A 26735-nucleotide genomic window follows, 5' to 3' on the forward strand; every position below is an offset into this window, starting at 1 on the left:
AGGGAGGAACCGTGCGACCCATTCACACCACATATCCGGCGCACATTGATCATCGGCAGCACCACAGGGCCTGGGGCATGGGCCTGCTCGCATTGGCCTTTGCCATGATCGGCACCGGCGCCACCGCACAGCCACAAGCGGCACGTGGCAGCACCATCTACCGCTGCGGCAACACCTACAGCCAGATCCCGTGCGAGAACGGGCGGACGTTGGAGGAAGCAGCCCCATCGTCAGCGCAAAAAGCACGCGAAGCGCAGGCACAGACCGACCGCATCCAGCGCCGCGCCGACGCCATGGCCCACGAACGGGAGCGGCTGGAAGACCGGGCGTCAGGCCAGCGACCAGCCATCTTCGAGCATCCGCAGCGCCAATCCACCACCTCCCGCGTCGATGAGGCGCGGCTGCACAAGCCGCATGCCCCCAAGCGCCAGACGGCGGGCGGCGACTTCACGGCACGCGGCGCAGGCGAAGCGCCTGCGGGCAAGAAGAAAAAGAAGCAGCGCCTGGATTGAGGCAAGCCCTGGCGCTGGCAGGGCAGAGGCCGCTCAGCGCTCCGAAGTAGCTGAGGTGTCGGGCTGCGGCGTCGCGCCGGTCAGCCGCTCGTACTTGGCCATCAGCATCGGTCGGGTTTCCACATGCGCCGGGTTGACCGGGATGCACGCCACCGGGCAGATCTGCACACACTGCGGTTCGTCGAAGTGGCCCACGCATTCCGTGCAACGGTGCGGATCGATCTCATAGAAGGATTCGCCCATCGAGATCGCGTCGTTGGGGCACTCCGGCTCGCAGACGTCGCAGTTGATGCATTCGTCGGTGATCATCAGGGCCATCCCCGGATTATCCCTGGGCAGGCACGCACGTTGCATGCGCGTGAATCATTCCCCTGTCCGGTTATGCTGCGCCGCTTGGCTTCGCGGGCCCAGCCCTCCACGATGAGTCTCTTTCTTCTCAAGCGTCTGGCGACGCTGATCGGCACCCTGATCGGGGCGTCGGTCATCATCTTCCTCGTTCTCGAAATCCTGCCCGGCAACGCAGCCCAGATGCTGATGGGCCCGGATGCCTCGCCCGATGCGGTGGCGGCCCTGGCCACCAAGCTGGGGCTAGACCAGCCGGCCTGGACGCGCTACTGGCACTGGGTGGGCGGCATGCTGACCGGCAACCTGGGCGACAGCTACACCTATGGCTCCCCGGTGGCCGAGCTGATCCTCGAGCGGCTGCAGCTGACCATACCCCTCGCCTTCATGGCCATGCTGCTGACCACCGTGCTGGCACTGCTCGTGGGCATGACGGCCGCCGCGCGCCACAACCAGCTGGGCGACGTGGGCCTGATGGGCCTGACGCAGGTGGGCATCGCCATTCCCAACTTCTGGTTCGCGATCCTGCTGATCCTGCTGTTCTCGGTGAAGCTGCAGTGGTTCTCGGCGGGCGGCTTCGACGGCTGGGGCGAAGGCGTGGGCGGCATCCTCGACGGCGTGAAGTCGCTGCTGTTGCCGGCGCTGTCGCTGGCGGTGGTGCAGGCCGCCATCCTGGCGCGCATCACGCGCTCGGCCGTGCTCGAAGTGATGCGCGAGGACTTCGTGCGCACCGCCCGCGCCAAGGGCGTGAGCCAGCGCGCCGTGCTGTGGCTGCATGTGCTGCGCAATGCCCTCATCCCGGTCATCACCGTGATGGGCATGCAGTTCTCCGAACTGCTGGCCGGCACCATCGTGGTGGAGAACGTGTTCTACCTGCCCGGCCTGGGCCGCCTGATCTTCCAGGCCATCAGCAACCGCGACCTGGTCGTGGTGCGCAACTGTGTGATGCTGCTGGCCGCCTTCGTGGTGATCGTCAACTTCGTGGTCGACGTGCTCTATGCCGTGATCGACCCGCGCATCAAGGCTTCCGACATATGAGCAGCGCCGGCATTCCTGCGGCCACGCCCTCCGCCACTGGCCGCCCCATGCGCCGACACGGCTTCTGGCAGCGCGCGCTGCGCCACCACAGCTTCATGATCGGCGGCGTGCTCACGCTGGCGCTGATCGTGGCGGCCGCGCTGTCCTTCGTGTGGACGCCCTGGTCGCCCTACGACATGGACATGGCCAACAAGCTGGCCGGCCCCTCGGCCAAGCACTGGCTGGGCACCGACGCCTTCGGCCGCGACGTGGCCTCGCTGCTGCTGGTGGGCGCGCGCGCGTCCATCCTGGTGGGCATCATCGCGGTGGGCATCGGCCTGGTGGCCGGCACGGCGCTGGGCCTGCTGGCGGCGGCCAGGCGCGGCTGGGTCGAGGAGGCCATCATGCGCCTGACCGACTTCTCGCTGGCCTTCCCGGCGATCCTGCTGGCGATCATGCTGACGGCCGTGTTCGGCGCGGGCATCGTCAACGCCATCATCGCCATCGGCATCTACAACATCCCGATCTTCGCGCGCATCACGCGCGCCTCGGCCAATGCGGTGTGGTCGCGCGAGTACATCGCGGCGGCGCAGGCCTGCGGCAAGGGGCCGTTCGCGATCACGATGCAACACGTGCTGCCCAACATCTCGGCGGTGCTGATCGTGCAGATCACCATCCGCTTCGCCATCGCCATCCTGGCCGAGGCGGCGCTGTCGTACCTGGGCCTGGGCACGCAGCCGCCGCAGCCCTCGTGGGGCCGCATGCTGAGCGAGGCGCAGACGCTGATGTTCCAGCAGCCACTGCTGGCCGTGTGGCCGGGTGCGGCCATCGCCATGGCGGTGCTCGGCCTGAACCTCATGGGCGACGGCCTGCGCGACCTGCTCGATCCCCGCCTGGCCCGCGCCCGATGAACCGCATTCATTCCGCCTTCCCTTACGCGCCCGGCCTGCACCGGGCGGCGCGCTGACCATGGCCCTGCTCGACGTCAACGACCTGCACATCGGCCTGCAGACCCACCGCGGCCCGGCCGAGGCGGTGCGCGGCATTTCCTTCTCGCTGGAGCGCGGCGAAACGCTGGGCATCGTCGGCGAGTCCGGCTGCGGCAAGTCCATCACCGTGATGGCGCTGATGGGCCTGCTGCCCAACACCGCGCGCGTCACCGGCAGCATCCGCTTCGACGGCCAGGAACTCGTGGGCCTGCCCGAGAAGGCACTGTGCGGCATTCGCGGCAATCGGATCGGCATGGTGTTCCAGGAGCCGATGACGGCGCTGAACCCTGTGCACACCATCGCCCGCCAGGTGGGCGAGCCGCTGCGGCTGCACCGCGGCCTCTCCAAGGCCGACGCGCGCAAGGAAGTGCTGGCGCTGCTGGACCGCGTGGGCATCCCCGACGCGGCCTCGCGGCTGGACGCGTACCCGCACCAGTTCTCCGGCGGCCAGCGTCAGCGCATCGGCATCGCCATGGCGCTGGCCTGCGGGCCCGACCTGCTGATCGCCGACGAGCCCACCACCGCGCTGGACGTGACCATCCAGAAGCAGATCCTCGATCTGATCCAGGATCTGGTGAAGGAGCGCGGCATGGGCCTGATCCTGATCTCGCACGACCTGGGCGTGATCGCCAACAACGTCCAGCGCATGCTGGTGATGTACGGCGGCAGCGTGGTCGAGAGCGGTCCCACGGCCTCGGTGTTCGCGGCCAAGGCGCATCCCTATACCCAGGGCCTGTTCGCGGCCCGACCCGTGCTGGGCGCACCGCGCGGCGGCCGGCTGGCCACCATTCGCGGCAGCGTGCCCGAACTGGTCGACCTGCCGGCCGGTTGCCCGTTCGCCGGCCGGTGCAGCTTCACCGAAGACTATTGCCACACGACGCCGGTGCCGCCCACGCTGCTGCCGGGCGACCATGCGGTGCGCTGCCTGCGGTTGGAGGCCGTCGCCGCGGCTGCTGCCGAAGGAGCCACGGCATGAGCGCGCGCCAAGCCCTCATCACGCGCGCAGACGCAGCCGCCGCGATGCGCGACGCTTCCCTCCTCTCCCAGGCCTTCCGATGAGCACCCCGCCCCTGCTGAAGGTCACCGACCTGGTCCGCCACTACGCGCTGCCGCGCGAAAAGCTCTTCTCGCCGCCCCCCACCGTCAAGGCCCTCAACGGCGTGAGCTTCGAGGTGCAGGCCGGGCGCAGCCTGGGCATCGTGGGCGAATCGGGCTCGGGCAAGTCCACCATCGCCCGGCTGGTGATGGCGCTGGACAAGCCCACCTCCGGCCGCATCGAGCTGCTCGGCCGCGACCTGAACCAGCTGTCGGCCGCCGAGCTGCGCACCGCGCGCCGCGACTTCCAGATGGTGTTCCAGGACCCCTACGGCTCGCTCGACCCGCGCCAGACCGTGGGCCGCATCGTGGCCGAGCCGCTGGACGCGCTGGCCAACGCCTCGCGCGCCGAGCAGCGCGAACGCGCCGCCGAATCACTCGCCGCCGTGGGCTTGCGCAGCACCGACATCGACAAGTACCCGCACGAGTTCTCGGGTGGCCAGCGCCAGCGCATCGCCATCGCCCGCGCCCTCATCACCAAGCCCAAGCTCATCGTGGCCGACGAGCCGGTGAGCGCGCTGGACGTGTCGGTGCAGGCCCAGGTGCTCAACCTCATGCAGGACCTGCAGCAGCAGTTCGGCGTGAGCTACCTGCTCATCAGCCACGACCTGGCCGTCGTCAACCACCTGTGCGACGACGTCTGCGTGGTGCTCAAGGGACGCATCGTCGAGCAGGGCCCGCCCGAGCGGCTGTTCCGCGAGGCGGAGCACCCCTACACCCGCAGCCTGCTGGAGGCGGTGCAGCATGCGCCCTCCGGCGACGTGCTGCACGCGGCCTGAAAGCCGCTCCAGAGTTGGGCCACAATGGCCCGCGCCGAGGGGCCTCCGGCCGCTCGTGACCCGTTTCCGTCAGCCTTTTTCGGAGATCACCTCATGTTGAATCGTCGCACCCTCCTGGTCACCGGCAGCGCCTCCGTCGCGCTGGCCAGCCCCCTCGCCTCGCTGGCCCAGAGCCGCAAGGACACCATGGTGCTGGGCATGACGCTGGAGCCGCCGGGCTTGGACCCGACCGCCGGCGCTGCCTCCGCCATCGGCGAGGTCGTGCTCTACAACATCCTGGAGACGCTCACCAAGATCAATGCCGACGGCAGCGTCTCGCCGCTGCTGGCCGAGAGCTGGGAAGTCTCGCCCGACCTCAAGACCTACACCTTCAAGCTGCGCCGCGGCGTCAAGTTCAGCAACGGCGAGCCGTTCAACTCGCAGACCGTCAAGTTCGCCTTCGACCGCGCCGGTGGCGAGAAGAGCACCAACAAGGACAAGCGCACCTTCGCCGCCATCAGCACGCAGGCGGTGGACGAGTACACCGTGGTGCTCATCAACAAAGAGATCGACCCCGACCTGCCCTTCGTGCTGGGCCAGGCCACCGCCGTGATCGTCGAACCGAAGAGCGCCGACGGCAACGCCGCCAAGCCCGTGGGCACCGGCCCGTACAAGCTGGACGCCTGGGCCAAGGGCTCCACGCTGACGCTGAGCAAGTGGGACGGCTTCCGCGACCCCAAGCTGGCCAAGCTCAACAAGATCGTCTTCCGCTTCATCTCCGACCCGGCCGCGCAGGCCGCCTCGCTGATGGCCGGCGACGTGGACGCCTTCCCGCGCATCGCCACCCGCGTGGTGCCGCAGTTCAAGGCCAATCCGCAGTTCCAGGTGATCCTGGGCGGCTCGCGCGCCAAGACCATCGTGGCCATCAACAGCAAGAAGAAGCCGCTCGACGACGTGCGCGTGCGCCGCGCCATCCTGGCCGCCATCGACCGCAAGGCCTTCATCGACGGCGCGGCCGACGGGTTCGGCACGCCGATCGGCAGCCACTACGTGCCCGGTGCGCCCGGCTACGTGGACACCACCGGCGTCAATCCCTATGACCCCGAGAAGGCCAAGAAGCTGCTGGCCGAGGCGGGCGTCAAGCTGCCGCTGGAACTGACGATGACGCTGCCGCCCCCGCCCTATGCCCGCCAGGGCGGCGAGGTGGTCGTGGCGCAGCTGGCCAAGGTCGGCATCAACGTCAAGACGCAGAACGTCGAATGGGCCCAATGGCTCAGCCAGACCTACGGCGGCGGCCACAACTACGACCTGTCCATCATTTCGCACGTCGAGCCCTTCGACCTGGGCAACTATTCCAAGCCCGACTACTACTGGGGCTACGACAACAAGGCCTTCACCCAGCTCTACGACAAGATCAAGACGACGGGCGACGCCAAGGAGCGCAACAAGCTGCTGGGCGACGCGCAGAAGCTGCTGGCCCAGGACGCGGCCAATGGCTTCATGTACCAGCCGCAGTTCCCGGTGATCGCCAAGAAGAGCGTGAAGGGCCTGTGGACGCAGATGCCCATCTTCTGCAACGACCTGGCCGCGCTGCACTGGGGCTGATGCCCGGTTGAAGAGGCGGCGGCAGAATGGATGCATGCCCGCCGCCTCCAACTTGCCCGCCGATCCGTTCGGCAACCCGATCAGCGTCAGCGACACCACCAGCCGACGGCTGATCGACGACTTCGCCTCTGGCTTCCTGGCCTGCGAATCCACGGCGGCCAACCTGGTCACCGAAGGCCACGACGACGACGCGCCGCTCTTCCAGGCCTATGCGGCGGCCCTGCAGATGTTCGCGGAGACGGGCGATGCGCCCGCCGCCGCCCGGCCCCACATCGAGCGCGCACGGGCGGGTGCCGCCAGCGTCACGCAACGCGAAGGGCGCTTCATCGAGGCCGTGGCCGCCTGGGTGGAGGGCAACATGCGCCGCGCGGTGCAACTGCATGAGGAGCAGGCACGCGACTTCCCGCGCGACCTGGTCTCCGTCAAGCTGGGCCAGTACCACTGCTTCAACCTGGGCGACTGCGCCGGCATGCTGCGCCTGGGCCTGGCCGCCCTGCCGCATGCGGCCGACGTGCCGCAGGTGCATGGCATGGTGGCCTTTGGGTTCGAGCAATGCCATCGACTGCGCGAAGCCGAGGCCAGCGCCCGCCGCGCCATCGCCATGCAGCGCAAGGAACCCTGGGCCCACCATGCACTGGCGCACGTCATGCTCACCGAAGGCCGGCTGCGCGAAGGCCTGGCCTTCATGGAGGACGTGAGCGAGACCTGGACCGGCCTGAACTCCTTCATGGTGACGCACAACTGGTGGCACCTGGCGCTGTTCCTCATCGACCTGGGCCGCGCCGACGAGGCGCTGGCCGTGCATGACCGGCATTGCTGGGGCGTCGCCAAGGCCTATTCGCAGGACCAGATCGGCGCCGTGTCCCTGCTCGCGCGGCTGGAGCTGGCGGGCCAGGACGTGGGCGAGCGCTGGACCGAACTGGGCGGCTACCTCGCGCAGCACACGCAGGACCAGGTGCTGCCCTTCCTCGACCTGCAGTACCTCTACGGCCTGGCCCGCGCCGGCCGGCCCGAGGCCGACGCGCTGCTGGCACGCATCGAGGCCTTCGCGCCCCAGGCGCCGGAAGCCAGCCGCCATGCCTGGCAGAAGGTCTGCGTGCCCGCGGCGCACGGGCTGGTGGCCCATGCACGCGGCAACTTCAAGAAGGCGGCCGAGGCACTGGACACCGCGCTGCCCCGCATGATCGAGATCGGCGGCAGCCATGCGCAGCGCGACCTCTTCGGCCAGATCCATGTCGACGCGCTGGTGCGCAGCGGCGAGGCCCGGCACCTGGCGCAGGCGCTGGATGTGGTGCAGCCGCAGCGCAATGGCCAGCCCGAATCGCTGCGGCTGGCACGGCTGGCCGATACGATCCACGCCGGCCTGGGGCTGCCACCCGAGGCGCGCTGAACCATGACCACGCCCGTCCCGCATTTCACCGAGCCGACGACCCACTACTGGCAGCAGCTGCTGCCGGCCGACGCCACCCCGGTGCCCATGCCGCCCTGGCGCCACGGCGTACCCGCCACGCTGCCGGGCGGACGGGTGCTGATGCTGCCCATCCGCCAGATGGCCGACGACCCGGGTTTGGCTGTCGCCTCCTTCCTGTGCAACCAGGCCTCGCTCGACGTGGTGGATGAACTCGGCCGCCTGCTGGCCGACCGCTTGGCGCCCCTGGCACCCGAGGTCGTGATCGGCCTGCCCACGCTGGGCCTGACCTTCGCGCCGCTGGTGGCCCGCCACCTGGGCCATGCGCGCTACGTGCCGCTGGGCTACTCGCGCAAGTTCTGGTACGACGAGGCGCTGTCGGGCGCGGTGCAGTCGATCACCACGCCGACCGGCGGCAAGCGCGTCTACCTCGACCCGCACCTGCTGCCGCTGGTGCAGGGCAAGCGCGCCGTGGTGGTGGACGATGCCGTGAGCAGCGGCCGCACGCTGCTCGCACCCTGGACCATGCTGGAGTCCATCGGCGTGCAGGTGGCGGCGGTGGGTGTGGCGATGCGCCAGGGCAACCGATGGCGCGACACGCTGGGGCCCGAGCGCGCCGCCCGCGTGGTCGGCGTCTTCGAAAGCCCGCTGCTGCGCTCGACCGACGAGGGCTGGGTGCCGCGGGACTGAGCCTGGCATCGACACCACACCGCATGACGCCCCTCACGCCCCACGTGCCGGAAACGCTGCCCCAGGTCCGCGCACTTTTCGCCCAGTGGCAGTCACGGGCTGCCGAGGCCGGCGTGCCGCTGCGCCCACCGCCGCCCGAGCCCACCACCTGCTGCGGCCGCGGCTGCAACGGCTGCGTGTGGGACGGCTTCTATGCCGCCGCCGACTGGTGGATGGAGGACGCGCAGAAGGCGCTCACCGCCGCGAAGGCCGCAGGCAGCGATCAGCGCAAGTAGGCCTGCACCAACGACACCCAATAGCTCGCCGTACTGGGCAGGATCTCGTCGTTGAAGTCGTAGCCCGTGTTGTGCACCATGCAGCCCGGCCCGTTGCCCGGTGTGCCGTCGCCGTTGCCCACGATGAAGTAGCAGCCTGGCACCGCGTTCAGCATGAAGGCGAAGTCGTCGCTGGCCTGCAGCGGCGCCATGTCCGCGATCAGCGCCCGCTCGCCCATGGTCTGCAGTGCCACCTCGCGGGCGAAAGCGGCGGCGTCGGCATCGTTGACGCAGGGCGGCATCTTCCACTGGTAGTCGACCTTGGCCGTGGCGCCATGCACCGCCGCCTGTGCCTGCGCCATGGCCGTGATGCGGTCGCGCAGCAGCGCCCGCACCTCAGGCCGCCGCGCGCGGATCGTGAGCTTGAGCTCGGCCGTGTTGGGAATCACGTTGGGCGCCTGCCCCGCGTGCACCGAGCCGACGGTGACCACCGCCATGTCGTTCGGGTCGACCTCGCGCGACACCAGCGTCTGCAGCGCCAGGATGAGGTGCGCCGCCACCACCACCGGATCCACCGTGGTGTGCGGCATGGCGCCGTGGCCGCCCTTGCCCTCGACGGTGATGACTGCCGTGTCGGACGAGCTGTAGATCGGCCCCGCCAGAAAGCCGAAGCGTCCGGCCGGGAAGCCCGGCTCGTTGTGGTACGCATAGACGGCGTCGCAGGGAAAGCGCTGGAACAGGCCTTCCTCGACCATGCGCTTGGCGCCCATCAGGCCTTCCTCGGCCGGCTGGAAGATGAGGTTGAGCGTGCCACTGAAGGCGCGGCTTGCGGCCAGCACCTGGGCCGCCGCCAGCAGCGTGGCAGTGTGGCCGTCGTGGCCGCAGGCATGCATGCGGCCCGGCTGTCGGCTGGCCCATGGCAGGCTGGTGGTCTCGGTCATCGGCAGCGCATCCATGTCGGCACGCAGGCCCAGGCGCTTGCCCCCCGCGCCCACCGTCAGCGTGCCCACCACGCCGGTGCCGCCGAGGCCGCGGTGCACGGTGTAGCCCCAGCGCGCCAGACGCTCGGCGACCAGCGCACTGGTCTGCTCCTCCTCGTAGCCCAGCTCGGGATTGGCGTGGATCTGCCGGCGCAGGCCCACCATGTCGTCGAGGTGAGCGGCGATGCCGGGATGGATGGGGACGTCGATCATGGGAAGGGCCTTGCAGTTGCCATGCCACGCGAGCGGCGGTCGGCGCCGGTCAGCGAAAGCCGCGCATTCTGCGCCCCTACCGCAGCCCGCAGCAAATGGCCCCGAACTTGCTATAAACAGTGCCCTCCCGGCCTGCCCAGAAACCACAACACCATGGCTCCCTCCGATCTCCTTCCTTCTCTCACGCGCCGCCAGCTCGGCCTGGGCGCCATCGCCCTGGCCGGCGGGCTGGCCACGGGCCCGCGTGCCTGGGCCGCCACCGGCAAGGGCACGGCCGTGCTGGGCATCGACGCCGATCCGCCCACGCTCAACCTGGGTACCACCACTGACTTCGCGGCCGGCGACGTGTCGGCCAAGATCCTCGAAGGCCTGGTCTGGCTGGACCAGCAATACAACCCGCAGCCCTCGTTGGCCACGGCCTGGACCGTCTCGCCCGACGGCAAGAACTACCGCTTCACGCTCCGCAAGGGCGTCAAGTGGCACGACGGTCGCGACTTCAGCAGCGCCGACGTGCGCTTCTCGCTGACCGAGATCGTGGGCAAGCTGCATCCGCGCGCGGCACCGGTGTTCAAGAACCTGGGCGTGGAGGTCGAGGCGCCCGATGCCTCCACCGTCGTCATCAGGCTGCAGAAGCCCTATGCGCCCCTCCTGTCGCAGATGACGGTGTTCGACGCACCCATCCTGCCCCGGCACCTGTACGAGAACGGCAACGTCGGCACCAACCCCGCCAACCAGAAGCCGGTGGGCACCGGCCCCTTCAAGTTCAGCGAATGGAAGCGCGGCTCCACCCTGACGCTGGTGCGCAACGACCAGTACTGGGACGCCGGCAAGCCCTACCTGCAGAGCCTGATCTTCCAGGTCATCCCGCAGGCGGCCAACCGCGTGCCGGCGCTGCAGACGGGCGAGATCGACGAGCTGCTGGACTTCTACACGCCCAAGCCCGAGGTGCCGCGCATCCTGGCCGACAAGGGCCTGGCCACGCGCCGCGGCGTCAACATCCCGGCCATCTACTTCCTGATGTTCAACACGCAGTCGCCGCTGCTGTCGAAGGTGGAGGCACGCCATGCGCTGGCCTTCGCCATCGACCGGCAGCGGCTGGTCAAGCAGGTGATGAACGGCATCGCCCGGCCGGGCGCCGGCGCCTTCGGCGACGGCTTCAAGTGGCTGATGAACGACGAGGTGGGCTACGACCGCAAGTACCCGCTCAACCCGACCAAGGCCAAGGCCCTGCTCGACAAGCTGGGCGTCAAGCCCGGCACGACCACGCTGCGCATGCCCTTCGATGCCGGCCGCGCGCAGATGCGTGCACAGGCACAGATCATCCAGGACAACCTGCGCCAGATCGGGCTGGAGGTGAAGCTGGAGCCGCTGGAGCGCTCGGTGTACTACGACCGCGTGTTCGCCAAGCGCGACTTCGACATGACGCTGGCCTCGTACTTCTCGGCCGGCGATCCGGCCATCGGCTACACGCGCCTGTACAACACCTACACCGGCACGGCGCCCAACACCAACGCCAGCGGCTATTCCAACCCCAAGGTCGATGCGCTGCTGGCCGAGGCCGCCACCTCGGTGGACCGCGCGCAGCGTGCCCGCGACTACAAGGCGCTGCAGGTGATCCTGAACGAGGACCTGCCTTCGCTGGTGCTGTTCGACGAGGAGACGGTGGACACCGCCTCGAAGAAGCTCAGCGGCGTGTTCCCCGCGCTGGACGCCCGCGACCAGTGGGCCGGCGTGCGCCGCGCGGACTGAGCGCGGGCCACCAGCCCGATGGGACGCTTCATCCTCCGACGCCTGCTGCAGGCGGTGCCGCTGCTGCTGGCGGTGGTGGTGCTCAACTTCCTGCTGATCGCCTTCACGCCCGGCGACCCGATCACGCTGCTGGTCGGCGACTTTCCGGCCCCGCCCGAATACCTCGCGCAGATGCGCCACGACTACGGCCTGGACCAGCCCGTGTGGATGCAGCTGCTGCGCTACCTGGGCAAGGTGCTGCAGGGCGACTTCGGCTATTCCTTCGCCAACCAGCAGCCGGTGGCCAGCCTGATCCTGGCGCGGCTGGGCGCCACGCTGGAGCTCACGCTCACCGCGCTCGGCCTGGCCAGCGTGCTGGGCGTTGCCTTCGGCGTGCTGGCGGCCCGGGCGCGCGGCGGGCCGGCCGATTCGGCCATCCAGGCGGCATCGTCCGCTGGCTATGCGGTGCCCGACTTCTGGCTGGGCCAGCTGCTGATCCTGGCCTTCGCAATCGGCCTGGGCTGGCTGCCTTCGCAGGGCTACAACCCGGTGCGCGGCGTGGCGCCGGGCTGGGAAGGCTTCGTGCAGCACCTGCGCTACCTGCTGCTGCCGGCGCTGGCGCTGTCGATGCGCTACCTCACGCTCATCACCCGCATCACCCGCGCCTCGATGCTGGAGGTGATGAACGCCGACTACATCCTGGCCGCCCGTGCCCGGGGCAGTGCGGAATGGCAGGTGGTGCTGGGCCATGCGCTGCGCAACGCTGCGGCGCCGGTGCTCACCGTGATTGGCTACAACCTCGGCTTTGTGCTGGCCGGCTCGGCGCTGATCGAGGCCGTGTTCGCCTGGCCGGGCATCGGCCGGCTGCTCTACGAATCCATCGCCAAGCGCGACTACCCGGTGATGCTGTCGATCCTGCTGATGGTGTCGGTGACGGTGGTGCTGGCCAATCTGCTGACGGACATCCTGCATCGCCTGCTGGACCCACGCCTGGAACGCGCATGACGCACGGACTCGGCGCTCAACCACGATGAACTCCTCTTCTCCTTCCTTGCCGCTGACCGCCGAGCCTGCGGTGGGCACGGCCTTCCAGCGCGCCGGCTTCTGGCGCCGGCTGCTGCGCCGTCCGGGCAGCCGGCTCGCGCTGGCCTGGCTGGTGCTGCTGCTCGCCACGGCAATCCTTGCGCCCTGGGTGGGCCGGGTCGATCCGCTCTCGGGCGGCGGCGATGCGCTGCTGCCGCCACTGTCCGCCGGCCACTGGCTGGGCACCGACGACCTGGGCCGCGACATCTGGGCGCGGGTGGTGCACGGCTCGCGCATCTCGCTGATCGTGGGCGTTGCGAGCGCGCTGCTCGCGGTGGCCGTCGGCGTCGTCGTGGGCGCGCTGGCCGGTTACTTCGGCGGGCTGCTCGATGCGGTGCTCATGCGCACCGCCGAGTTCTTCCAGACCCTGCCACGCTTCGTGGTGGCGCTGATCGTCATCGCGCTCTACGGCACCAGCGTCGCCAAGATGGTGATGGTGATCGCGGCGCTCTCGTGGCCACAACTGGCGCGCGTGGTGAGGGCGTCGGTGGCGAGCCTGCGCCAGTCGCAGTTCGTGGAGGCGGCGCGCGTAGCGGGCATGGGCCATGGCGGCATCATCCTGCGCGAGATCCTGCCCAACGTGGCCGCGCCCATCATCGTGCTCGGCTCGCTGGACATCGCCATGGCCATCCTGATCGAGGCCAGCCTGAGCTTCTTCGGCCTGGGCGATCCGAACCTGGTCTCCTGGGGCACCATGCTCAACGAGGCCCAGCAGTACCTGCGCGACGCCTGGTGGATGTCGGTCTTCCCGGGCCTGGCCATCGCGCTCACCGTGCTCGGCTTCAACCTGATGGGCGACGCCCTGAACGATGCGCTCAATCCGCGCGGGGAGTCTTTCCGATGAACGGCGCCTCCTCCACGGTGTTCGTCGGCGATCCGCGGGATGCGCCCACCGAGCAGCCGCTGCTCGACGTCCGCGGCCTGTCGGTCGACGTGGGCCGTGGCACGCAGGCGCTGCGCGTGGTGCGCGATCTGAGCTTCACCGTGCGCCGCGGCGAGGCCGTGGGCCTGGTGGGCGAATCGGGCTCGGGCAAGTCGATGACGGCCTTCGCGCTGATGAACCTCTTTCCCTCGCCGCTGGCCCGAGTGGCCGAAGGCGAGGTGCGGCTGCAGGGCCGCGACCTGCGCGGCCTCGACGCCGAATCGATGCGGCAGGTCCGCGGTGCAGGCATCGGCATGGTCTTCCAGGACCCGACCAGCTACCTCGACCCGCTGATCCCCGTGGGCCACCAGATCGCCGAGCCGCTGCGCGCCCACGGCCGCACCGACGGGCTCGAAGCCCGCGTGCGCGAGCTGATCGAGCTGATGGAACTGCCCCAGCCCGCGCAGACGGCGCGCAAGTACCCGCACGAGCTGTCGGGCGGCCAGCGCCAGCGCATCCTGATCGCGGCAGCACTGGCCATGCGCCCCGCGCTGCTGATCGCCGACGAACCCACCACCGCGCTCGACGTGACGGTGCAGGCCGGCATCCTGCAGCTGCTGGCGCGGCTGCGGCGCGAGCTGGACCTGGGCATCCTGCTCATCACCCACGACCTGGGCGTGGTGGCCGAGACCTGCCAACGCGTCAACGTGATGTACGCCGGCGAGATCGTCGAGCAGGAAGCCGTCGGCCCGCTCTTCGCGGCACCGCGCCACCCGTACACGCAGGGGCTGCTGGGCAGCATCCTGACGCCGCGCTCGCGGGCGCATTCGCTGTTCTCCATTCCGGGCGCGGTGCCCATCGCCGGTCGCTGGCCGACGGGCTGCCGCTTCCATCCGCGCTGCCCGATCGCGCGTCCCGGTCTGTGCGACGTGCAACCGCCGGCGCTGCTGGGCAGCGGCATGGGCGAAGGCGCGGACCGCTGCCACCTGAGTGCCGAGCGTGGCAGCGCCAATGCGTGGCGCTCCGTGGAGATCGGCGCATGACGGGCCACACGATGACGCCCGACATCCCCGCTTCTTCTACCCTGGCCAAGGACCAGAGCTCGACCAGCACTGTGCCGCTGCTCGAAGCTCGCAACGTCGGCCGCAGCTTCGCCCAGCGCGGCACCGGTGGCCTGTGGCGCGCCCGCCAGACCCAGTTGGCGGTCGATGGTGTCTCCCTCCAGATCCACCCCGGCGAGGTGGTCGCGCTGGTCGGCGAAAGCGGCAGCGGCAAGACCACGCTGGGCCGCATGCTGCTGGGCCTGACGGCGCCCAGCAGCGGCCAGGTGCTGTTCCGCGGCGAGGACGTATCGCAGCTGCGCGGCGCCGCCTGGCAGCGCTTCCGCCGCGAGGTGCAGGTCGTCTTCCAGGACACCGGCGGCTCGCTCAACCCGCGCCACACCATCGGCCAGAGCGTGGCCCTGCCATTGCGCCACAACCGCGGCCTCGACGCGGCTGCGAGCGCACGCGAGGTCGATGCGCTGCTGGAACAGGTCGGCCTGCCGCCCGCGCACTTCCGCCAACGGCTGCCGCACGAGCTGTCGGGCGGCCAGCGCCAGCGCGTGGGCATCGCCCGTGCCCTGGCCTCGCAGCCCGCCGTGATCGTGGCGGACGAGCCCGTCTCGGCGCTGGACGTCTCCATCCGCGCGCAGATCCTGCGGCTGATGGCCGAGCTGCAGCGCGCGCGCGGCCTGGCCTACCTGTTCATCACGCATGACCTGGGCGTGGTCCGCGCCCTGGCCGACCGCGTGCTGGTGATGACCGGCGGCCGCGTGGTCGAAAGCGGTAGCGCCGACGAGGTGCTGGAGCGGCCGCAGCATGCGTACACCCGGCGGCTGCTGGCGGCGACGCCGGTGCCGGATCCTGCGAGACAGCGGGCGGACTGAAGCGCGGCGGATGACGCCTGGCTTCTGCTTTGGTGGATCGCCTGTCTAAGCGACCGCCGACGCTCAGCCCTGCGCCATCAGCGCATCGAACTCGCGCGTGAACGCCGCACGCCAATCCCGCCGCGTGCTGTCGTCGATCCAGGCCGCGTCCAGGCCATTGAGCATGAAGCCGCGCAGGTCCTCGCGCGTGAAGCCGAAGTCGCTCACCATCTTGCGCCAGGCCTGCGTGGGCGTGACCAGGTGCAGCGTCGGGTCGTCGGTGTTGGGATGGATGCGCAGGCCCAGGCCCGGCATGCGGCGGATGGGATGGTCCAGCGCCCAGCGCTCGGGCGGCAGCGTGCGCAGGTAGTAGGAATTGGTCGGCACCACGGTGAAGACGATGCCGCGCTCGGCGCACTCGCGCGCGAAGTCGGGTGCATCGACGATGGTGTAGCCGTGGTCGATGCGGTCCACCTTCAACAGCTCGACGGCGGTGCGCACGTTGGTCCAGGGCATGCCGAACTCGCCGGCGTGGGCCGTGGTCTTGAGCCCGGCCTCGCGCGCCAGCGCATAGGCGGGTGCAAACCATTCGGGCGGATGGTCGATCTCGCTGTAGTCGATGCCGATGCCCACCACCTCGTCCACGCGGTGCGCCCGTACCCAATCGACCATCTCCACCGCGGCCTCGGGCGAGGCCTCGCGGTCGATGGCGGGAATCAGCCGGCCCACGATGCCATGGTCCGCCTGGGCGTCATGGATGGCGCGCACGATGGCGGCCAGCGCCTGCGGATAGGCGATGCCCGACTTCTGCGCCGTGCCCGTGGGGTTCCAGAAGAACTCGGCATAGCGCACGCTGTGGGCGGCGGCGTCCTCCAGGTATTCGTAGGTCAGCCGATGCAGGTCGTCGGGCGAGCGGATGAGCTGCGCGTCCAGCGTGCGCAGGGCCTTGAGCACGCCCACCGGCTTTTCGCCGCGGATGTAGAAGGCGTCGATCTCGGGCTGGGTGATGGCGGCCTTGGCTCGCCGCGCCAAATCGCTGAAGGTGGCGTGGCGCACGGTGCCGAGCAGGTGGCAGTGCAGTTCCACCTTGGGCAGGGCATGGCAGAAGTCGGTGAGCGCGTCGGTCATCGGGGCATCGTAGTGCGGGGCTGCTCGGTGAGCGTGATGTGCAGCATCCGACCCAGCGCAGGGCTCGGGCTCAGGCCGCGGCGGCGGCCAGGGCGTCCAGCACCACGCGCCGCACGCGCGCCTCGTCGGCGATGTGGGCCACGCGCGCATTGGCCGCGGCCTTGCGCGGCACGCGCCACTCCACCACGGTCATGCCGCGCGTATGCCGGCCATCGCATTCCGCCACCACATGGGCCGGGCGCCACTGCATGCAGTCGGCGTCCACCAGCGCCGCGGCGGCCGTGGGGTCGTACAGCGACATGGGCAGGCGGCCGTCGGGGCTGGCGATGCGCACATAGCCGAGCAGCAGGTCGCCCAGCAGCCGGCCGCGCGGCGTGCTCAGATCGCGCAGGCGCTGCGCGTCGTCGGCATGCACGCGCACCTGGCGGCAGGCATCCAGGCCCACCATCTCCAGCGGCACGCCGGCATCGAGCACGATGTTGATGGCCTCCGGGTCCACCGCGGCATTGAACTCGGCCGCCGCCGTGTGGTTGCCCGGGCCGGCGCTCCCGCCCATCCAGACCAGCCGGCCGATGCGCGGTGCCAGCGTGGCGTCGCGCTCCAGCAGGGTGGCGATGTTGGTGAGCGGGCCCAGCGCCAGCACGGTGGCCGGCGCCTCGGCGTGGCGCAGCCAGGCGGCCAGCGCATCGACGGCGGGCAGCGCATCGAGCACCGCGCGCACGGGCGGCAGTTGCTCGCCGGCCGAGGCCATCGCGTCCTCGCCCAGGATGTTCTGCGCCGTGACCAGCGCGCCCACCAGCGGCGCGGCGCAGCCTGCATGGATCGGCATGCGCCAGCCGAAGCAGTGCGCCGCGCGCAGGGCGTTGTCCGTCACCACCGGCAGCGGCGCATTGCCGGCCACCAAGGAGAGTCCGCCGATGGTCCAGCCCGGATGTTGCGCCACCGTGATCACGGCGGCCAGGTCGTCGAAGCCGAGGTCGGTGTCGATCCAGACTTGGTTCATGCCGCAGTTCACCCCAGCTTGAGATGCCGCCGCTGGTCGTAGCTGGGCTGCGGGCCCAGGCCTTCCAGGTGCGCCGTCTCGGCCCAGCCGACGATGACCAGGGCCTCGGGCCGGGCCGGGTCGTCGATGCGGATGCGGTTGATGCCGGCGTTGGGAATGTCGCTCTGCCGCGGCCCGTCCAGGCCCAGGCCGTGCACCGTGCGCCAGACCATGTCGAGCACACCACCGTGCGTGACCACCAGCACCGGCCCGTCCGCGTACTGCGCGGCGATATCGGCCAGCGCCTGTATCGCGCGGGCATGGAACTGCCGCGTGCTCTCGCCGCCCGGCAGCGAGCGGTCGGCCTCGAAGCGCAGCCAGCCGTCCCAGGCTTCGGGATGCTTCTCGCGGATCTCCTCGGCCCGCAGGCCCTCGCCCACGCCGAAGGCCTGTTCGCGCAGCGTGACCGTGGTGCGCACCGGCAGGCCGAGTTGCTGCGCCGCGGGCGCTGCGGTCTGCTGGGTGCGCAGCAGGTCGCTGCAGACGATGTGGCGCACCGGCTCGTGCGCCAGGGCCAAGCCGAGGCGCCGCGCCTGTTCGTGGCCGGTGTCGTTGAGGGGAACGTCGATGTGGCCCTGGAAGCGCAGTTCGCGGTTCCAGTCCGTCTCGCCATGGCGGATGAGGATCAGGTCGGTGGGCATGCGCCGGCCATTGTCCATGGCCTCGGGCGCAGCCCGGTGTCAGGCGAAGACCAGCGCCGTGGCCACGCTTCCCACCGGCATGCGCGGGGTCGGCGTGAACACCGACAGCAACGCGCCCAACACCAGCGAGGCCACGATGGCGCACAGCGCGAACACCACCGTGTAGACCAGCGCCTTGTCCGCCGGGCATTTCATGAGCACCGGCACGCCGGTGTAGAAGAGATAGACCGAATAGAGACCCACCAGCGCCCCCAGCACCGCAAGCGACGGCAGCAGGCTGAAGATGCCGCCCACGAAGCCGGCCGTGCTGGCATAGGCCACCAGCTTGAGGGCCTGGATCGGGCTGCGCTGCCCGCCGAAGCTGGGCGCCAGCGCGTCCACGACCAGCGCCAGCACATAGACCATCACCAGCGACAGCCCGTAGCTCACGACGGCCTGCACCAGCCCGGTCACGATGGGCAAACGGAAGCTGACGCCGAACGCGCCCGCACCGATGATCGACAGGCCGATGAAGCCGGCAATGGCCGGGATCGCCGCCAGGATCAGCACGTACTCGCGGTAGAGCGTGGCCGCGTCGGTGGATTCGGCCTCGATCTCGGGCCAGGTGCGCTTGGGGCGCAGCAGGATGTCCTGCACGCGTTGGACCAGGTTCATGGAAAGGGGCTCCGGCGTTGGATCGACGCGCAGTCTAGGCAGCCGGGGTCGCGCTGGCTGCTGGCCGTGCAGCCTATGCCGATGGCGCACCGGGCAACCACCGCTGCAACAATGGCCGCATGTCCGACACCGCCCTGCCCCGCCTCGTCTTCCTGCCCGGCCTTGCCTGCGACGAACGCCTCTGGGAGGCACAGATGCCGGCCATGCCGGCCGCGCTGCGCCCCCGTGTGGCGGACGTCAGCCGCCACCACGGCACCATCGAGGCCATGGCCGCCGCGCTGCTGGCGCAGGAAGACGGCCCGCTGCTGCTGGCCGGTGCCTCCATGGGCGGCATGGTGGCCATGGAGGCCGCGCGCCAGGCGCCCGGGCGCATCGCCGGACTGGCGCTGCTCGGGACCTCGCCTCTGCCCGAGACGCCCGAGATGCACGCGCTGCGCAGCGCCGCCATCGAGGAGTTCGCCGCCGGCCGCGCGGATTCAGTGATCCGCGCCAACGTGGCATTCGCCTTCCATCCGGCGAATGCCGCCGACCCGGCGCTGGTGCAGCGCTACCTGGCCATGGTGCTGGATGCCGGCGCCGAACAGCTGATCCGCCAGAACCGCACCGTCATGGCACGGCCCGATGCGCGGCTGCACCTGGGCGCCCTGCGCTGCCCCGTGCTGCTCATGTGCGGCGAGGCCGACCGGCTCACGCCGCCCGACTGCACGCGCGCGATGGCCGCGCTGATCCCGCAGGCCGAGGTGGTGTGGCTGCCCGAGGCCGGACACATGCTGACGATGGAATGCCCCGACGCCGTCAACGCGGCGCTGCTGCGCTGGCTGGCGCCCTTTGCGGACTGAACGAGCGACGCCCGCGTCTACTCGCGGCCCAGGCTGCGCACCTTGTCCGCCAGCCGCTGCTGCACGTGGGGGGAGACGAACTTGTCCACCTCGCCGCCCAGCATCGCGATCTCGCGCACGAAGGTGCTGGAGATGAACTGGTACTTGTCGCTGGGCGTGAGGAAGACGGTCTCGACCTCGGGCATGAGCGAGCGGTTCATGCCGGCCAGCTGGAATTCGTAGTCGAAGTCGGTGACGGCGCGCAGGCCACGCACCATGGCCTTGCCGCCACGGGCGACGACGAAGTCCCGCAGCAGGCCGGAGAAACTCTCGACCGTCACGCAGCCGCCGAAGGGCTCGGCCACGGCGCGCGCCATCTCGATGCGCTCGGCCAGCGAGAACAGCGCCTTCTTGTGGTGCCCGGCCGCGACGGCCACGATCACCTTCGGAAACAGTTGCGTGGCGCGGCGGACCACGTCCTCGTGGCCGAGCGTCATGGGGTCGAAGGTGCCGGGGTAGACGGCTATCACATCGGTCGTCATCTCTTCCTCCTGGGTGCGGGGGCCGGGGTTGTCTCGGCGCGCATTATGTACGCCTCGCTGCACTGCACCATCGGCGCTGCGCCACGGGCGCGGCCCTCAGGGTGCGGCAGGAACGGGCTTGAGGAGGTGGGCATGCACGGCGCCCGCCTTGAGGTGGCGGAAGACGGCGAACCCGAATGGCGCAAGGCGCTCGTCCGTCCAGGCCTGGTCGGCTTCCAGATAGACCACCCCTTGTGCGTTCAGCGCCGGGCCCGCCGCCTTGAGCGCACGTTCGTACAGGGCCGCCTGCTCGAAGGGCGGGTCGAGGAAGATGACGTGCCAGTGATGCGCACCGCTGCGCGCCAGCCAGGCGGCGCCGTCGCCACGCTGCACCTGCACGGCCTGGGCCTGCAGCTTGTCGCGCGTGGCCTTCATCTGCTGGAGCAGCGAAGGGTCCTGTTCGCAGACCAGCACCTCGGCCGCCCCGCGCGACGCCGCTTCGAAACCCAGCGCGCCGGTGCCGGCGAAGACGTCGATGCAGCGCCAGCCCGGCAGTTCGCCGCCGCTGGCGCCTGCCACGCTGGCCAGCCAGTTGAACAGGGTTTCGCGCACCCGGTCGGGCGTGGGCCGCAGGCCGGGCCGATCGGCCACCGGCAGCCGCGTGCGGCGCCACGCGCCGCCGATGATGCGGACTTCGCGGGGCCGGCCGGCGCCGACTTTCGTGGAGGACTTGCTTCGGGTCATCGCACCGAGCTTAACGGCGCGCGCAGGCTTGCCCGGAAGCACCGGGACCCCGGCGCGCCCGGCGGCCCGTTCAGCGCGCGTTCTCGGTGCCGCCCACGATCACGGTGACCATGCGCTGCGGCTGCAGCTTGCGCTGGAACGCGGCACGGACGTCCTCGACGGTGACGGCGTTCATGCGCTCACGCCAGGTGTCGAGGTAATCCAGCGGCAAGTCGTTCCACGCGATGTTGGCCACGTTGCCGACCAGCTTGCGGTTGCTGTCCAGCAGCAGGGGAAAACCGCCGATCAGGTTGTCCTTGGCGGCTTGCAGTTCGGCCGCCGTCGGCCCGTCGGCGACGAACTTCGCCAATACCTCGCGCGCGACGGTCACAGCCTGGTCGGCCTGGTCGGGCCGGGTCTGGAAGCCGATGCGAAACGCCCCCGCATGCAGGCCGGGCGAAAAGCCGCTGTAGACGCTGTAGGCCAGCCCGCGCTGCTCGCGCACCGCCTCGGTCAGGCGCGAGACGAAGCCACCACCTCCCAGGATGTAGTTGCCCAGCGTGAGCGCGAAGTGGTCGGCGTCGGCCCGCCGGTAGCCGGGCTGGCCGATCCACACGTGCACCTGCGCGGCGTTGAAGGGAATGCGGTCCACGCGAGCCTCGGTCAGCGGCGGCACTTCGGGCACCGCTGCGAGCGCTGCGCAGCCCTGCTGCGGCAGCCGCGAGAGCAACTGCGTCGCCAGGCGCTCCGCCCCTGGCCGATCAATGGCACCCACCACACTCACCTTGGCGCGGCAGGGCCGCACGAACTCGGCGTGGAAACGACGCATGTCCTCGGTGCCGATGGCCGCCAGCGTGGCCTGGGTCATGTCCTGGCCATACGGATGGCCGCCGTAGACATCGCGCGCGAAGGCGCGACCCGCCACGCTGGCGGGACGGGTGTCCGCCTCGCGCAGTCCGGCGCCGATGCGCTCGCGCTCGCGTCGCCAGACCTCGTCGGGGAAGGCCGGCTCGCCGATCTCGCGCGAAGCCAGGGCCGCCGCCCGGGCCAGCAGGGCCGGGTCGGCCAGGCTGCGCAGGCTGAAGCTCATGCGGTCGGCGCTGGCGCCGACGTCGAACTCGGCGCCCAGGTCGGCCCAAGCCTCGCCCAGCTGGTTCTCGTCCAGCGCAGGCTCGCTGCCACTGGCGCGCACGCCCTTCTCGGCCATGCCGGCGGTGGCGCCCGCCAGGCCGGATTGCGCCGCCGGATCGCGCCGACTGCCGCCGTCGACATCGATCTGCACATCGACGATGGGCAGGGCCGGTGTGCGCGCCAGATAGACCTGCGCACCGTTGGCCAGCCGCCAGTGTTCGATGGCCACGCCCGCCTGGGCGAGGCCGGCGGCACCGGCCAACGTGGCCAGCACCGCCACGCGGCGCCAGTGCCGCAACAAGACAAGAGCGCGTTTCATCGGATCTCTCCCACCGGGCCGAAGGGGCTGCGCGGCCGTTTGGCCGCCGACGACATGGGCTGCGGCCGCAGCGTGGCGACGGTCAGTTGGTCGTCCCCAAAATAGCGGCCGGCGACGGCCTGCACCTGGGCCGGCGTCACGGCCAGCAGCTTGGCGAGCATGCGGGCATCGGCGTCGAGCGGCAGGCCCTGCACCCACTGGCTGCCCAGCTCGCGCGCCTGGGCCATGACCGAGTCGCGCTTGTAGGTTTCGCTGGCGACCCACTGCGTCTTCACGCGGGCGAGTTCGGCCTCGGAGACGCCTTCCTGGGCGATGCGCGCCACCTGGGCACGCAAGGCGGCCTCGACGGCCTCGGTGGTCTTGCCGGCCGCTGGCACGCCGGTCAGGTAGAAGAGCTGCGGCCCGCGGCCGTAGAGGCCGTAGCCGGCGCTCACGCCGTCTGCCACGCGCTCGGGGCCGCGCACCAGCGCACGGTCCAGCCGCGAGCCGTTGTAGCCGTCGAGCACCGCCGCCAGCACCAGCAGGGCCCAGGCGTCCGAGTCCTGCTCCACCGCGCCGAGCTGCGGCACGCGGAACGCCAGCGAGACATAGGCCTGCTCGGCAGGTGCCTTGAACTCGATGCGCCGGATGCCGCGCTGCGGCAACTCGGTGTAGGGCTTGCGCACAGGCACGGCACGCGCCGGGATGCGGCCGTAGTAGCGCTCGGCCATCGCCCGCACCTTCTGCGGATCGACGTCGCCGGCCACGACGATGGCAGCGTTCTCGGGCACGTACCAGTGGCGGTAGAACGCGCGTACGTCGTCGGCTGTCATAGCCGAAAGGTCGCTCATCCAGCCGACCACCGGCCGCCTGTAGGGCGAAGCGTTGAAGATCGCGGCGTTCTGCTGCTCGCCCAGCAGCGCGCGGGGCTGGTCCTCGGTGCGCATGCGGCGCTCTTCCTTGACCACCTCGATCTCGCGTCGGAATTCGTCGTCCGGCCACTGGTTGTTGGCGAATCGGTCCGCCTCCAGCCGCATCGCCTCTTCCAGCCGCTCAACGGGAATCTGCTGGTAGTAGCCGGTGTAGTCGCGGGTGGTGAAGGCGTTCTCCCGCCCGCCCAGCGCCGCCACGCGGCGCGAGAACTCGCCCGGCTTGAGCAGGGCCGACCCCTTGAACATCATGTGCTCGACCACGTGGGCGACACCGCTGGTGCCGTCCAGCTCGTCGACCGAGCCCACGCGCACCCACAGCATCTGCACGGCGGTGGGCGCCCGGTGGTCGGGCTGGACGATCAGCGTCATGCCGTTGGCGAGGCGGAACTGCTGTGGCGACTGGGCCGTGGAAGGCAGGGCGGAGGGGGTGAGAGGCGCCGCATCGGCGGGGGGCTGCTGGGCATGGACGGGCGCTGCCACGGCAAGGCAGGCCGCCAGCAGGGCCGCAGCGAAGGGCTGGCGGCTCGGCGGGGGGTGTTTCATAGAATGCTTCGGATTCTAAAAAGCGCCTGGATGTTCAGTTTTTTCAAGAAAAAGCCGCCGGTCGAGCCCGCGGCACCGGCCGAGGCCTCACCTTCTCCTGCGCCTGCGCCGGTTCCTGAAGCCAGCGGCGGACGCTCGGTGTTCTCGCCGTCGAGCTGGTTCGGGAGCAAGCCGAGCGCGCCGGCGGCGCCCGTCGCAGCGCCCCCCACTGCGGCGCCCGCGCCGGCCCCCATCGTCCCCGCAGCGCCTGCTCCGGCGATCGCACCGCCACCTCCAGCCGCTCCACCGCCTGCCATTGCCCCGTCTGCGGCGCCTGCCGCGCCGACCGTCCAGTCGCCCCCGCCGGTCGCACCGGTCGCCGATCGCGAGGCGACGCCGGATCGGTCCGTATCCCAGGCGCCCGCGGTGGCGCCTTCCGCTACGCCTGCGCCTGCGCTTGCACCTGCCGCCCTTGTGCCGACGGACGTGCCGGCGCCCCGGCAGAGCCCCCCCGCGCCGGCCGAACCGACAGCCGAACCCTCGCGCCAGGGCTGGCTCAACCGGCTGCGGACGGGTCTCAAGAAGACAGGCAGTGGCATCCAGGCGGTGTTCGTCAACGCGCAGATCGACGACGAACTCTACGAACAGCTGGAAGAGGCGCTGCTCATGGCCGACACCGGCATCCCGGCGGCAGAGCACATCCTGCAGGACTTGAAGGACCGCGTCTGGCGCCACAGCGCCACCACGCCGCAGGCCGTGCGCAACCTGCTGGTGGACGCCGTGGCCGAAGTGCTCAAGCCGCTGGAGAAGCCGCTGGAGATCGGCCGTCACACGCCCACCGTGATCATGGTCGCGGGCGTCAACGGGGCGGGCAAGACCACCTCCATCGGCAAGCTCACCAAGCACCTGGCCAACGAAGGTTGCACCGTGCTGCTGGCCGCGGCCGACACCTTCCGAGCCGCCGCGCGGGAGCAGCTCGCCATCTGGGCCGATCGCAACCTGGTCGAGATCGTCAGCCAGGCGGGCGGTGACCCGTCCGCGGTGGCCTTCGATGCTGTCAACGCCGGCAAGGCGCGCGGCAAGGACGTCGTGCTGGTCGACACGGCCGGTCGTCTGCCTACGCAGCTGCACCTGATGGACGAGCTCAAGAAGATCAAGCGCGTGATCGGCAAGGCCGACACCGAGGCGGGCAGCGGTGTGGCCGCTCCGCACGAGGTGCTGCTCGTGATCGATGGCAACACCGGCCAGAACGCACTGGCCCAGGTCAAGGCTTTCGACGATGCGCTGGGCCTCACCGGCCTGGTCGTGACCAAGCTCGACGGCACGGCCAAGGGCGGCGTGCTGTGTGCCATCGCCCGATGGGGCGAGGAGCGCGCGCGTACCAAGCCCGGCACCGCTCCGGTGCCCGTCTACTTCATCGGCGTCGGCGAAAAACTCGAAGACCTCGAAACCTTCGACGCCCGCGAGTTCGCGCAGGCGCTGGTCGGCTGATCCTTCGGGCGGCCCGCTCGGGCCGAGGCCGGCGCCGCGCGCTCATGCCCCAGCCCCGAACCCGGGGCCATTGCCGACCCGCTGGGCCAGTTGCGCGTCACCTCATCGTTACCGCCGCCGTTACGTAACGCACCCAGGAACATCGGGCGATCCAAGCCCTTCCTCCTGGGGAAAAACGCCAAAAAACCCACACTTTCGTGCACCCGGGACGCCGCTTTCGAAGCGGCACATGTCTTGCCCCCACTCCGTCATCTTTCAACCAGACGAGTGGAGCAAGAGTATGGCAACGACGACGACCCAGGCAGCCGGCAATTCCGGCGCGGCACCGGTGCTGATGGCGCAGGCCTCATCTTCGGGAGTGATGGCCACGCCCATTCCAATGGGCAGCGGCGGCGGCGGCGGCGGTGCCGCAGCCGGCATCGGCACCCTCACCAACGTGTCGCCCGGCGTCATGGTGGTCCGCGGCGGCATGAACCTGCCCGCCCAGACCAATCAGTTGCTGCAGACCGGGGACCGCGTGCTCGTGCCGCAGGACGGCCAGGCCGGCGTCGTCTTCAATCCCACCGGACCCAACACGCAGGCGATCAGCGGCACCTTCGTCGGCGGCACGGATGCGACGCTCGCCACCCGCGCGCTCGAAGGCGGCGGCTCGCAACTCGACATCGGACTGGCATCGGGCGACCTGCAGGTCGACTCGGGTGTCGATTCCGCTGCGCTGGCCGTGAAGAAGGCCGCTCCCGCCCTCGCCGGCGGCCTGGGCATCGGTGAATTTGCACTGGCCGCGTTGGGCGGCGGACTCGTCCTGGGCGCCCTTGCCGGGGGCGGTGACGACAGCACGCCCTTCCCTTTCTTCCTCACCCCGCCAGCGGGCACCGCGCCGCCGACCACGCCACCCGAGGAAGGAGATGCTGATGCTGATGCTGATGCAGACGCTGATGCAGACGCGGATGCTGACGCCGACGCCGACGCCGACGCCGACGCAGACGCAGACGCAGACGCAGACGCAGACGCAGACGCAGATGCGGATGCCGATGCGGATGCGGATGCCGATGCCGATGCCGATGCCGATGCCGATGCCGATGCCGATGCCGATGCCGATGCCGATGCCGATGCCGATGCCGATGCCGATGCCGATGCAGATGCAGATGCAGATGCTGACGCTGACGCGGATGCGGATGCGGATGCGGATGCGGATGCGGATGCGGATGCGGATGCGGATGCGGATGCCGATGCCGATGCTGATGCGGACGCTGATGCCGACGCCCTGCTCGACCCCACCGACAGCCTCGGCGGCACTGTCGTCGGTGGCGTCTCCGATGCCGTCGGCCTGGGCGACTCGCTCAGCCCCGTCGTCAACGTGGTCGACAACGTCACCACCGTCCTGGACAACAC

26 protein-coding genes and 3 pseudogenes are annotated in these 26735 nt (G+C 70.3%); 18 read left to right on the forward strand and 11 right to left on the reverse strand.

Features of this window, described 5'->3' with window-relative positions; genetic code table 11:
• The first annotated feature begins 11 nt into the window (after positions 1-11).
• A complete protein-coding gene (locus BXA03_RS24865) occupies positions 12-512 on the forward strand; it encodes a hypothetical protein (protein WP_143476454.1) in 501 nt (166 codons plus the stop codon).
• Positions 513-545: 33 nt separating this feature from the next.
• Here the strand turns inward: BXA03_RS24865 and BXA03_RS24870 are convergent, their stop codons facing one another.
• The gene (locus BXA03_RS24870) at positions 546-830 is read right to left on the reverse strand and encodes a YfhL family 4Fe-4S dicluster ferredoxin (RefSeq protein ID WP_076511861.1); all 285 of its coding nucleotides are present in this window, start codon (positions 828-830) and stop codon (positions 546-548) included.
• A 102-nt stretch (positions 831-932) separates the two neighbouring features.
• On the opposite strand from BXA03_RS24870, the gene BXA03_RS24875 reads away from it, so the two are divergent.
• From BXA03_RS24875 to BXA03_RS24910, 8 genes are all read left to right on the forward strand, one after another.
• Positions 933-1892 carry an ABC transporter permease gene (locus BXA03_RS24875; protein WP_076511890.1) on the forward strand — a complete coding sequence of 320 codons (960 nt, stop codon included), beginning with the start codon at positions 933-935 and terminating at the stop codon, positions 1890-1892.
• Positions 1893-1939: 47 nt separating this feature from the next.
• Entirely contained in the window at positions 1940-2782 is an 843-nt protein-coding gene (locus tag BXA03_RS24880) for an ABC transporter permease (protein ID WP_234983829.1), read from the forward strand.
• A 58-nt stretch (positions 2783-2840) separates the two neighbouring features.
• Positions 2841-3836 carry an ABC transporter ATP-binding protein gene (locus tag BXA03_RS24885; RefSeq protein ID WP_076511863.1) on the forward strand — a complete coding sequence of 332 codons (996 nt, stop codon included), beginning with the start codon at positions 2841-2843 and terminating at the stop codon, positions 3834-3836.
• Between the two features lie 79 nt (positions 3837-3915).
• A complete protein-coding gene (locus BXA03_RS24890; protein ID WP_076511864.1) occupies positions 3916-4734 on the forward strand; it encodes an ATP-binding cassette domain-containing protein in 819 nt (272 codons plus the stop codon).
• A 93-nt stretch (positions 4735-4827) separates the two neighbouring features.
• A complete protein-coding gene (locus BXA03_RS24895) occupies positions 4828-6318 on the forward strand; it encodes an ABC transporter substrate-binding protein (protein ID WP_076511865.1) in 1491 nt (496 codons plus the stop codon).
• 34 nt (positions 6319-6352) lie between these two features.
• The gene (locus tag BXA03_RS24900) at positions 6353-7708 is read left to right on the forward strand and encodes a tetratricopeptide repeat protein (protein ID WP_076511866.1); all 1356 of its coding nucleotides are present in this window, start codon (positions 6353-6355) and stop codon (positions 7706-7708) included.
• 3 nt (positions 7709-7711) lie between these two features.
• Positions 7712-8416 (forward strand): phosphoribosyltransferase, encoded by a 705-nt coding sequence (locus BXA03_RS24905; RefSeq protein ID WP_076511867.1) that lies wholly within the window; start codon positions 7712-7714, stop codon positions 8414-8416.
• 23 nt (positions 8417-8439) lie between these two features.
• Entirely contained in the window at positions 8440-8691 is a 252-nt protein-coding gene (locus tag BXA03_RS24910; RefSeq protein ID WP_083716484.1) for an oxidoreductase-like domain-containing protein, read from the forward strand.
• Here BXA03_RS24910 and BXA03_RS24915 read toward each other — a convergent pair.
• A complete protein-coding gene (locus BXA03_RS24915; RefSeq protein ID WP_076511868.1) occupies positions 8679-9863 on the reverse strand; it encodes a M20 aminoacylase family protein in 1185 nt (394 codons plus the stop codon). The two genes, BXA03_RS24910 and BXA03_RS24915, sit on opposite strands and share 13 nt — an antisense overlap.
• 153 nt (positions 9864-10016) lie before the next feature.
• Here BXA03_RS24915 and BXA03_RS24920 point away from each other — a divergent pair, with 153 nt between their 5' ends.
• From BXA03_RS24920 to BXA03_RS24940, 6 genes and pseudogenes are all read left to right on the forward strand, one after another.
• On the forward strand, positions 10017-11612 hold the full coding sequence (locus tag BXA03_RS24920) for an ABC transporter substrate-binding protein (protein ID WP_076511869.1): 1596 nt from the start codon (positions 10017-10019) through the stop codon (positions 11610-11612).
• 18 nt (positions 11613-11630) lie between these two features.
• Positions 11631-11927: pseudogene (locus BXA03_RS27595) on the forward strand (ABC transporter permease); the annotation flags it as partial.
• 102 nt (positions 11928-12029) lie between these two features.
• A pseudogene (locus BXA03_RS27600) lies at positions 12030-12596 on the forward strand (ABC transporter permease); the annotation flags it as partial.
• Positions 12597-12621: 25 nt separating this feature from the next.
• On the forward strand, positions 12622-13518 hold the full coding sequence (locus BXA03_RS24930) for an ABC transporter permease (RefSeq protein WP_083716490.1): 897 nt from the start codon (positions 12622-12624) through the stop codon (positions 13516-13518).
• Positions 13515-14579 carry an ABC transporter ATP-binding protein gene (locus BXA03_RS24935; protein ID WP_076511871.1) on the forward strand — a complete coding sequence of 355 codons (1065 nt, stop codon included), beginning with the start codon at positions 13515-13517 and terminating at the stop codon, positions 14577-14579. The genes BXA03_RS24930 and BXA03_RS24935 overlap by 4 nt, the downstream gene beginning before the upstream one ends.
• Positions 14576-15463 (forward strand): ATP-binding cassette domain-containing protein, encoded by an 888-nt coding sequence (locus BXA03_RS24940; RefSeq protein WP_076511872.1) that lies wholly within the window; start codon positions 14576-14578, stop codon positions 15461-15463. Before BXA03_RS24935 ends, BXA03_RS24940 begins: the two co-directional genes overlap by 4 nt.
• 63 nt (positions 15464-15526) lie before the next feature.
• Here the strand turns inward: BXA03_RS24940 and add are convergent, their stop codons facing one another.
• From add to BXA03_RS24960, 4 genes are all read right to left on the reverse strand, one after another.
• Complete coding sequence (add, locus tag BXA03_RS24945; protein ID WP_076511873.1) at positions 15527-16570, reverse strand: adenosine deaminase; 1044 nt, start codon at positions 16568-16570, stop codon at positions 15527-15529.
• A gap of 70 nt (positions 16571-16640) precedes the next feature.
• Positions 16641-17573: a nucleoside hydrolase gene (locus BXA03_RS24950; protein WP_076511874.1), complete on the reverse strand. Its 933-nt coding sequence runs from the start codon at positions 17571-17573 to the stop codon at positions 16641-16643.
• Positions 17574-17581: 8 nt separating this feature from the next.
• Positions 17582-18253 carry a histidine phosphatase family protein gene (locus BXA03_RS24955; protein ID WP_076511893.1) on the reverse strand — a complete coding sequence of 224 codons (672 nt, stop codon included), beginning with the start codon at positions 18251-18253 and terminating at the stop codon, positions 17582-17584.
• A gap of 39 nt (positions 18254-18292) precedes the next feature.
• A complete protein-coding gene (locus BXA03_RS24960; protein ID WP_076511875.1) occupies positions 18293-18907 on the reverse strand; it encodes a Yip1 family protein in 615 nt (204 codons plus the stop codon).
• Positions 18908-19026: 119 nt separating this feature from the next.
• Here BXA03_RS24960 and BXA03_RS24965 point away from each other — a divergent pair, with 119 nt between their 5' ends.
• A complete protein-coding gene (locus tag BXA03_RS24965; RefSeq protein ID WP_076511876.1) occupies positions 19027-19746 on the forward strand; it encodes an alpha/beta fold hydrolase in 720 nt (239 codons plus the stop codon).
• 17 nt (positions 19747-19763) lie between these two features.
• Here the strand turns inward: BXA03_RS24965 and coaD are convergent, their stop codons facing one another.
• The 5 genes from coaD to BXA03_RS27385 all read right to left on the reverse strand — a co-directional run bounded on the left by coaD (position 19764) and on the right by BXA03_RS27385 (position 24043).
• Positions 19764-20267 carry a pantetheine-phosphate adenylyltransferase gene (coaD, locus tag BXA03_RS24970; protein ID WP_076511877.1) on the reverse strand — a complete coding sequence of 168 codons (504 nt, stop codon included), beginning with the start codon at positions 20265-20267 and terminating at the stop codon, positions 19764-19766.
• 96 nt (positions 20268-20363) lie between these two features.
• Positions 20364-20990: a 16S rRNA (guanine(966)-N(2))-methyltransferase RsmD gene (gene rsmD / locus BXA03_RS24975; RefSeq protein ID WP_076511878.1), complete on the reverse strand. Its 627-nt coding sequence runs from the start codon at positions 20988-20990 to the stop codon at positions 20364-20366.
• A 70-nt stretch (positions 20991-21060) separates the two neighbouring features.
• Complete coding sequence (locus BXA03_RS24980) at positions 21061-22419, reverse strand: M16 family metallopeptidase (protein ID WP_076511879.1); 1359 nt, start codon at positions 22417-22419, stop codon at positions 21061-21063.
• A complete protein-coding gene (locus BXA03_RS24985) occupies positions 22416-23873 on the reverse strand; it encodes a M16 family metallopeptidase (RefSeq protein WP_076511880.1) in 1458 nt (485 codons plus the stop codon). The genes BXA03_RS24980 and BXA03_RS24985 overlap by 4 nt, the downstream gene beginning before the upstream one ends.
• Positions 23870-24043, reverse strand: a complete 174-nt coding sequence (locus tag BXA03_RS27385; RefSeq protein WP_234983832.1) for a hypothetical protein — start codon at positions 24041-24043, stop codon at positions 23870-23872. The genes BXA03_RS24985 and BXA03_RS27385 overlap by 4 nt, the downstream gene beginning before the upstream one ends.
• Here BXA03_RS27385 and ftsY point away from each other — a divergent pair.
• Positions 24012-25343, forward strand: a complete 1332-nt coding sequence (gene ftsY, locus BXA03_RS24990; RefSeq protein WP_234983831.1) for a signal recognition particle-docking protein FtsY — start codon at positions 24012-24014, stop codon at positions 25341-25343. The two genes, BXA03_RS27385 and ftsY, sit on opposite strands and share 32 nt — an antisense overlap.
• Before the next feature lie 280 nt (positions 25344-25623).
• Positions 25624-26735: pseudogene (locus tag BXA03_RS27080) on the forward strand (hypothetical protein); the annotation flags it as partial.

Source organism: Pseudacidovorax sp. RU35E (assembly GCF_900156165.1).
In the GTDB taxonomy this organism is placed as follows: domain Bacteria; phylum Pseudomonadota; class Gammaproteobacteria; order Burkholderiales; family Burkholderiaceae_C; genus Xenophilus.

Coding starts and splice junctions, on each gene's coding strand:
- BXA03_RS24870 (WP_076511861.1), bottom strand. CDS start 830: ATGGCCCTGATGATCACCGACGAATGCATCAACTGCGACGTCTGCGAG.
- BXA03_RS24875 (WP_076511890.1), top strand. CDS start 933: ATGAGTCTCTTTCTTCTCAAGCGTCTGGCGACGCTGATCGGCACCCTG.
- BXA03_RS24880 (WP_234983829.1), top strand. CDS start 1,940: ATGCGCCGACACGGCTTCTGGCAGCGCGCGCTGCGCCACCACAGCTTC.
- BXA03_RS24885 (WP_076511863.1), top strand. CDS start 2,841: ATGGCCCTGCTCGACGTCAACGACCTGCACATCGGCCTGCAGACCCAC.
- BXA03_RS24890 (WP_076511864.1), top strand. CDS start 3,916: ATGAGCACCCCGCCCCTGCTGAAGGTCACCGACCTGGTCCGCCACTAC.
- BXA03_RS24895 (WP_076511865.1), top strand. CDS start 4,828: ATGTTGAATCGTCGCACCCTCCTGGTCACCGGCAGCGCCTCCGTCGCG.
- BXA03_RS24900 (WP_076511866.1), top strand. CDS start 6,353: ATGCCCGCCGCCTCCAACTTGCCCGCCGATCCGTTCGGCAACCCGATC.
- BXA03_RS24905 (WP_076511867.1), top strand. CDS start 7,712: ATGACCACGCCCGTCCCGCATTTCACCGAGCCGACGACCCACTACTGG.
- BXA03_RS24910 (WP_083716484.1), top strand. CDS start 8,440: ATGACGCCCCTCACGCCCCACGTGCCGGAAACGCTGCCCCAGGTCCGC.
- BXA03_RS24915 (WP_076511868.1), bottom strand. CDS start 9,863: ATGATCGACGTCCCCATCCATCCCGGCATCGCCGCTCACCTCGACGAC.
- BXA03_RS24920 (WP_076511869.1), top strand. CDS start 10,017: ATGGCTCCCTCCGATCTCCTTCCTTCTCTCACGCGCCGCCAGCTCGGC.
- BXA03_RS24930 (WP_083716490.1), top strand. CDS start 12,622: ATGAACTCCTCTTCTCCTTCCTTGCCGCTGACCGCCGAGCCTGCGGTG.
- BXA03_RS24935 (WP_076511871.1), top strand. CDS start 13,515: ATGAACGGCGCCTCCTCCACGGTGTTCGTCGGCGATCCGCGGGATGCG.
- BXA03_RS24940 (WP_076511872.1), top strand. CDS start 14,576: ATGACGGGCCACACGATGACGCCCGACATCCCCGCTTCTTCTACCCTG.
- add (WP_076511873.1), bottom strand. CDS start 16,570: ATGACCGACGCGCTCACCGACTTCTGCCATGCCCTGCCCAAGGTGGAA.
- BXA03_RS24950 (WP_076511874.1), bottom strand. CDS start 17,573: ATGAACCAAGTCTGGATCGACACCGACCTCGGCTTCGACGACCTGGCC.
- BXA03_RS24955 (WP_076511893.1), bottom strand. CDS start 18,253: ATGCCCACCGACCTGATCCTCATCCGCCATGGCGAGACGGACTGGAAC.
- BXA03_RS24960 (WP_076511875.1), bottom strand. CDS start 18,907: ATGAACCTGGTCCAACGCGTGCAGGACATCCTGCTGCGCCCCAAGCGC.
- BXA03_RS24965 (WP_076511876.1), top strand. CDS start 19,027: ATGTCCGACACCGCCCTGCCCCGCCTCGTCTTCCTGCCCGGCCTTGCC.
- coaD (WP_076511877.1), bottom strand. CDS start 20,267: ATGACGACCGATGTGATAGCCGTCTACCCCGGCACCTTCGACCCCATG.
- rsmD (WP_076511878.1), bottom strand. CDS start 20,990: ATGACCCGAAGCAAGTCCTCCACGAAAGTCGGCGCCGGCCGGCCCCGC.
- BXA03_RS24980 (WP_076511879.1), bottom strand. CDS start 22,419: ATGAAACGCGCTCTTGTCTTGTTGCGGCACTGGCGCCGCGTGGCGGTG.
- BXA03_RS24985 (WP_076511880.1), bottom strand. CDS start 23,873: ATGAAACACCCCCCGCCGAGCCGCCAGCCCTTCGCTGCGGCCCTGCTG.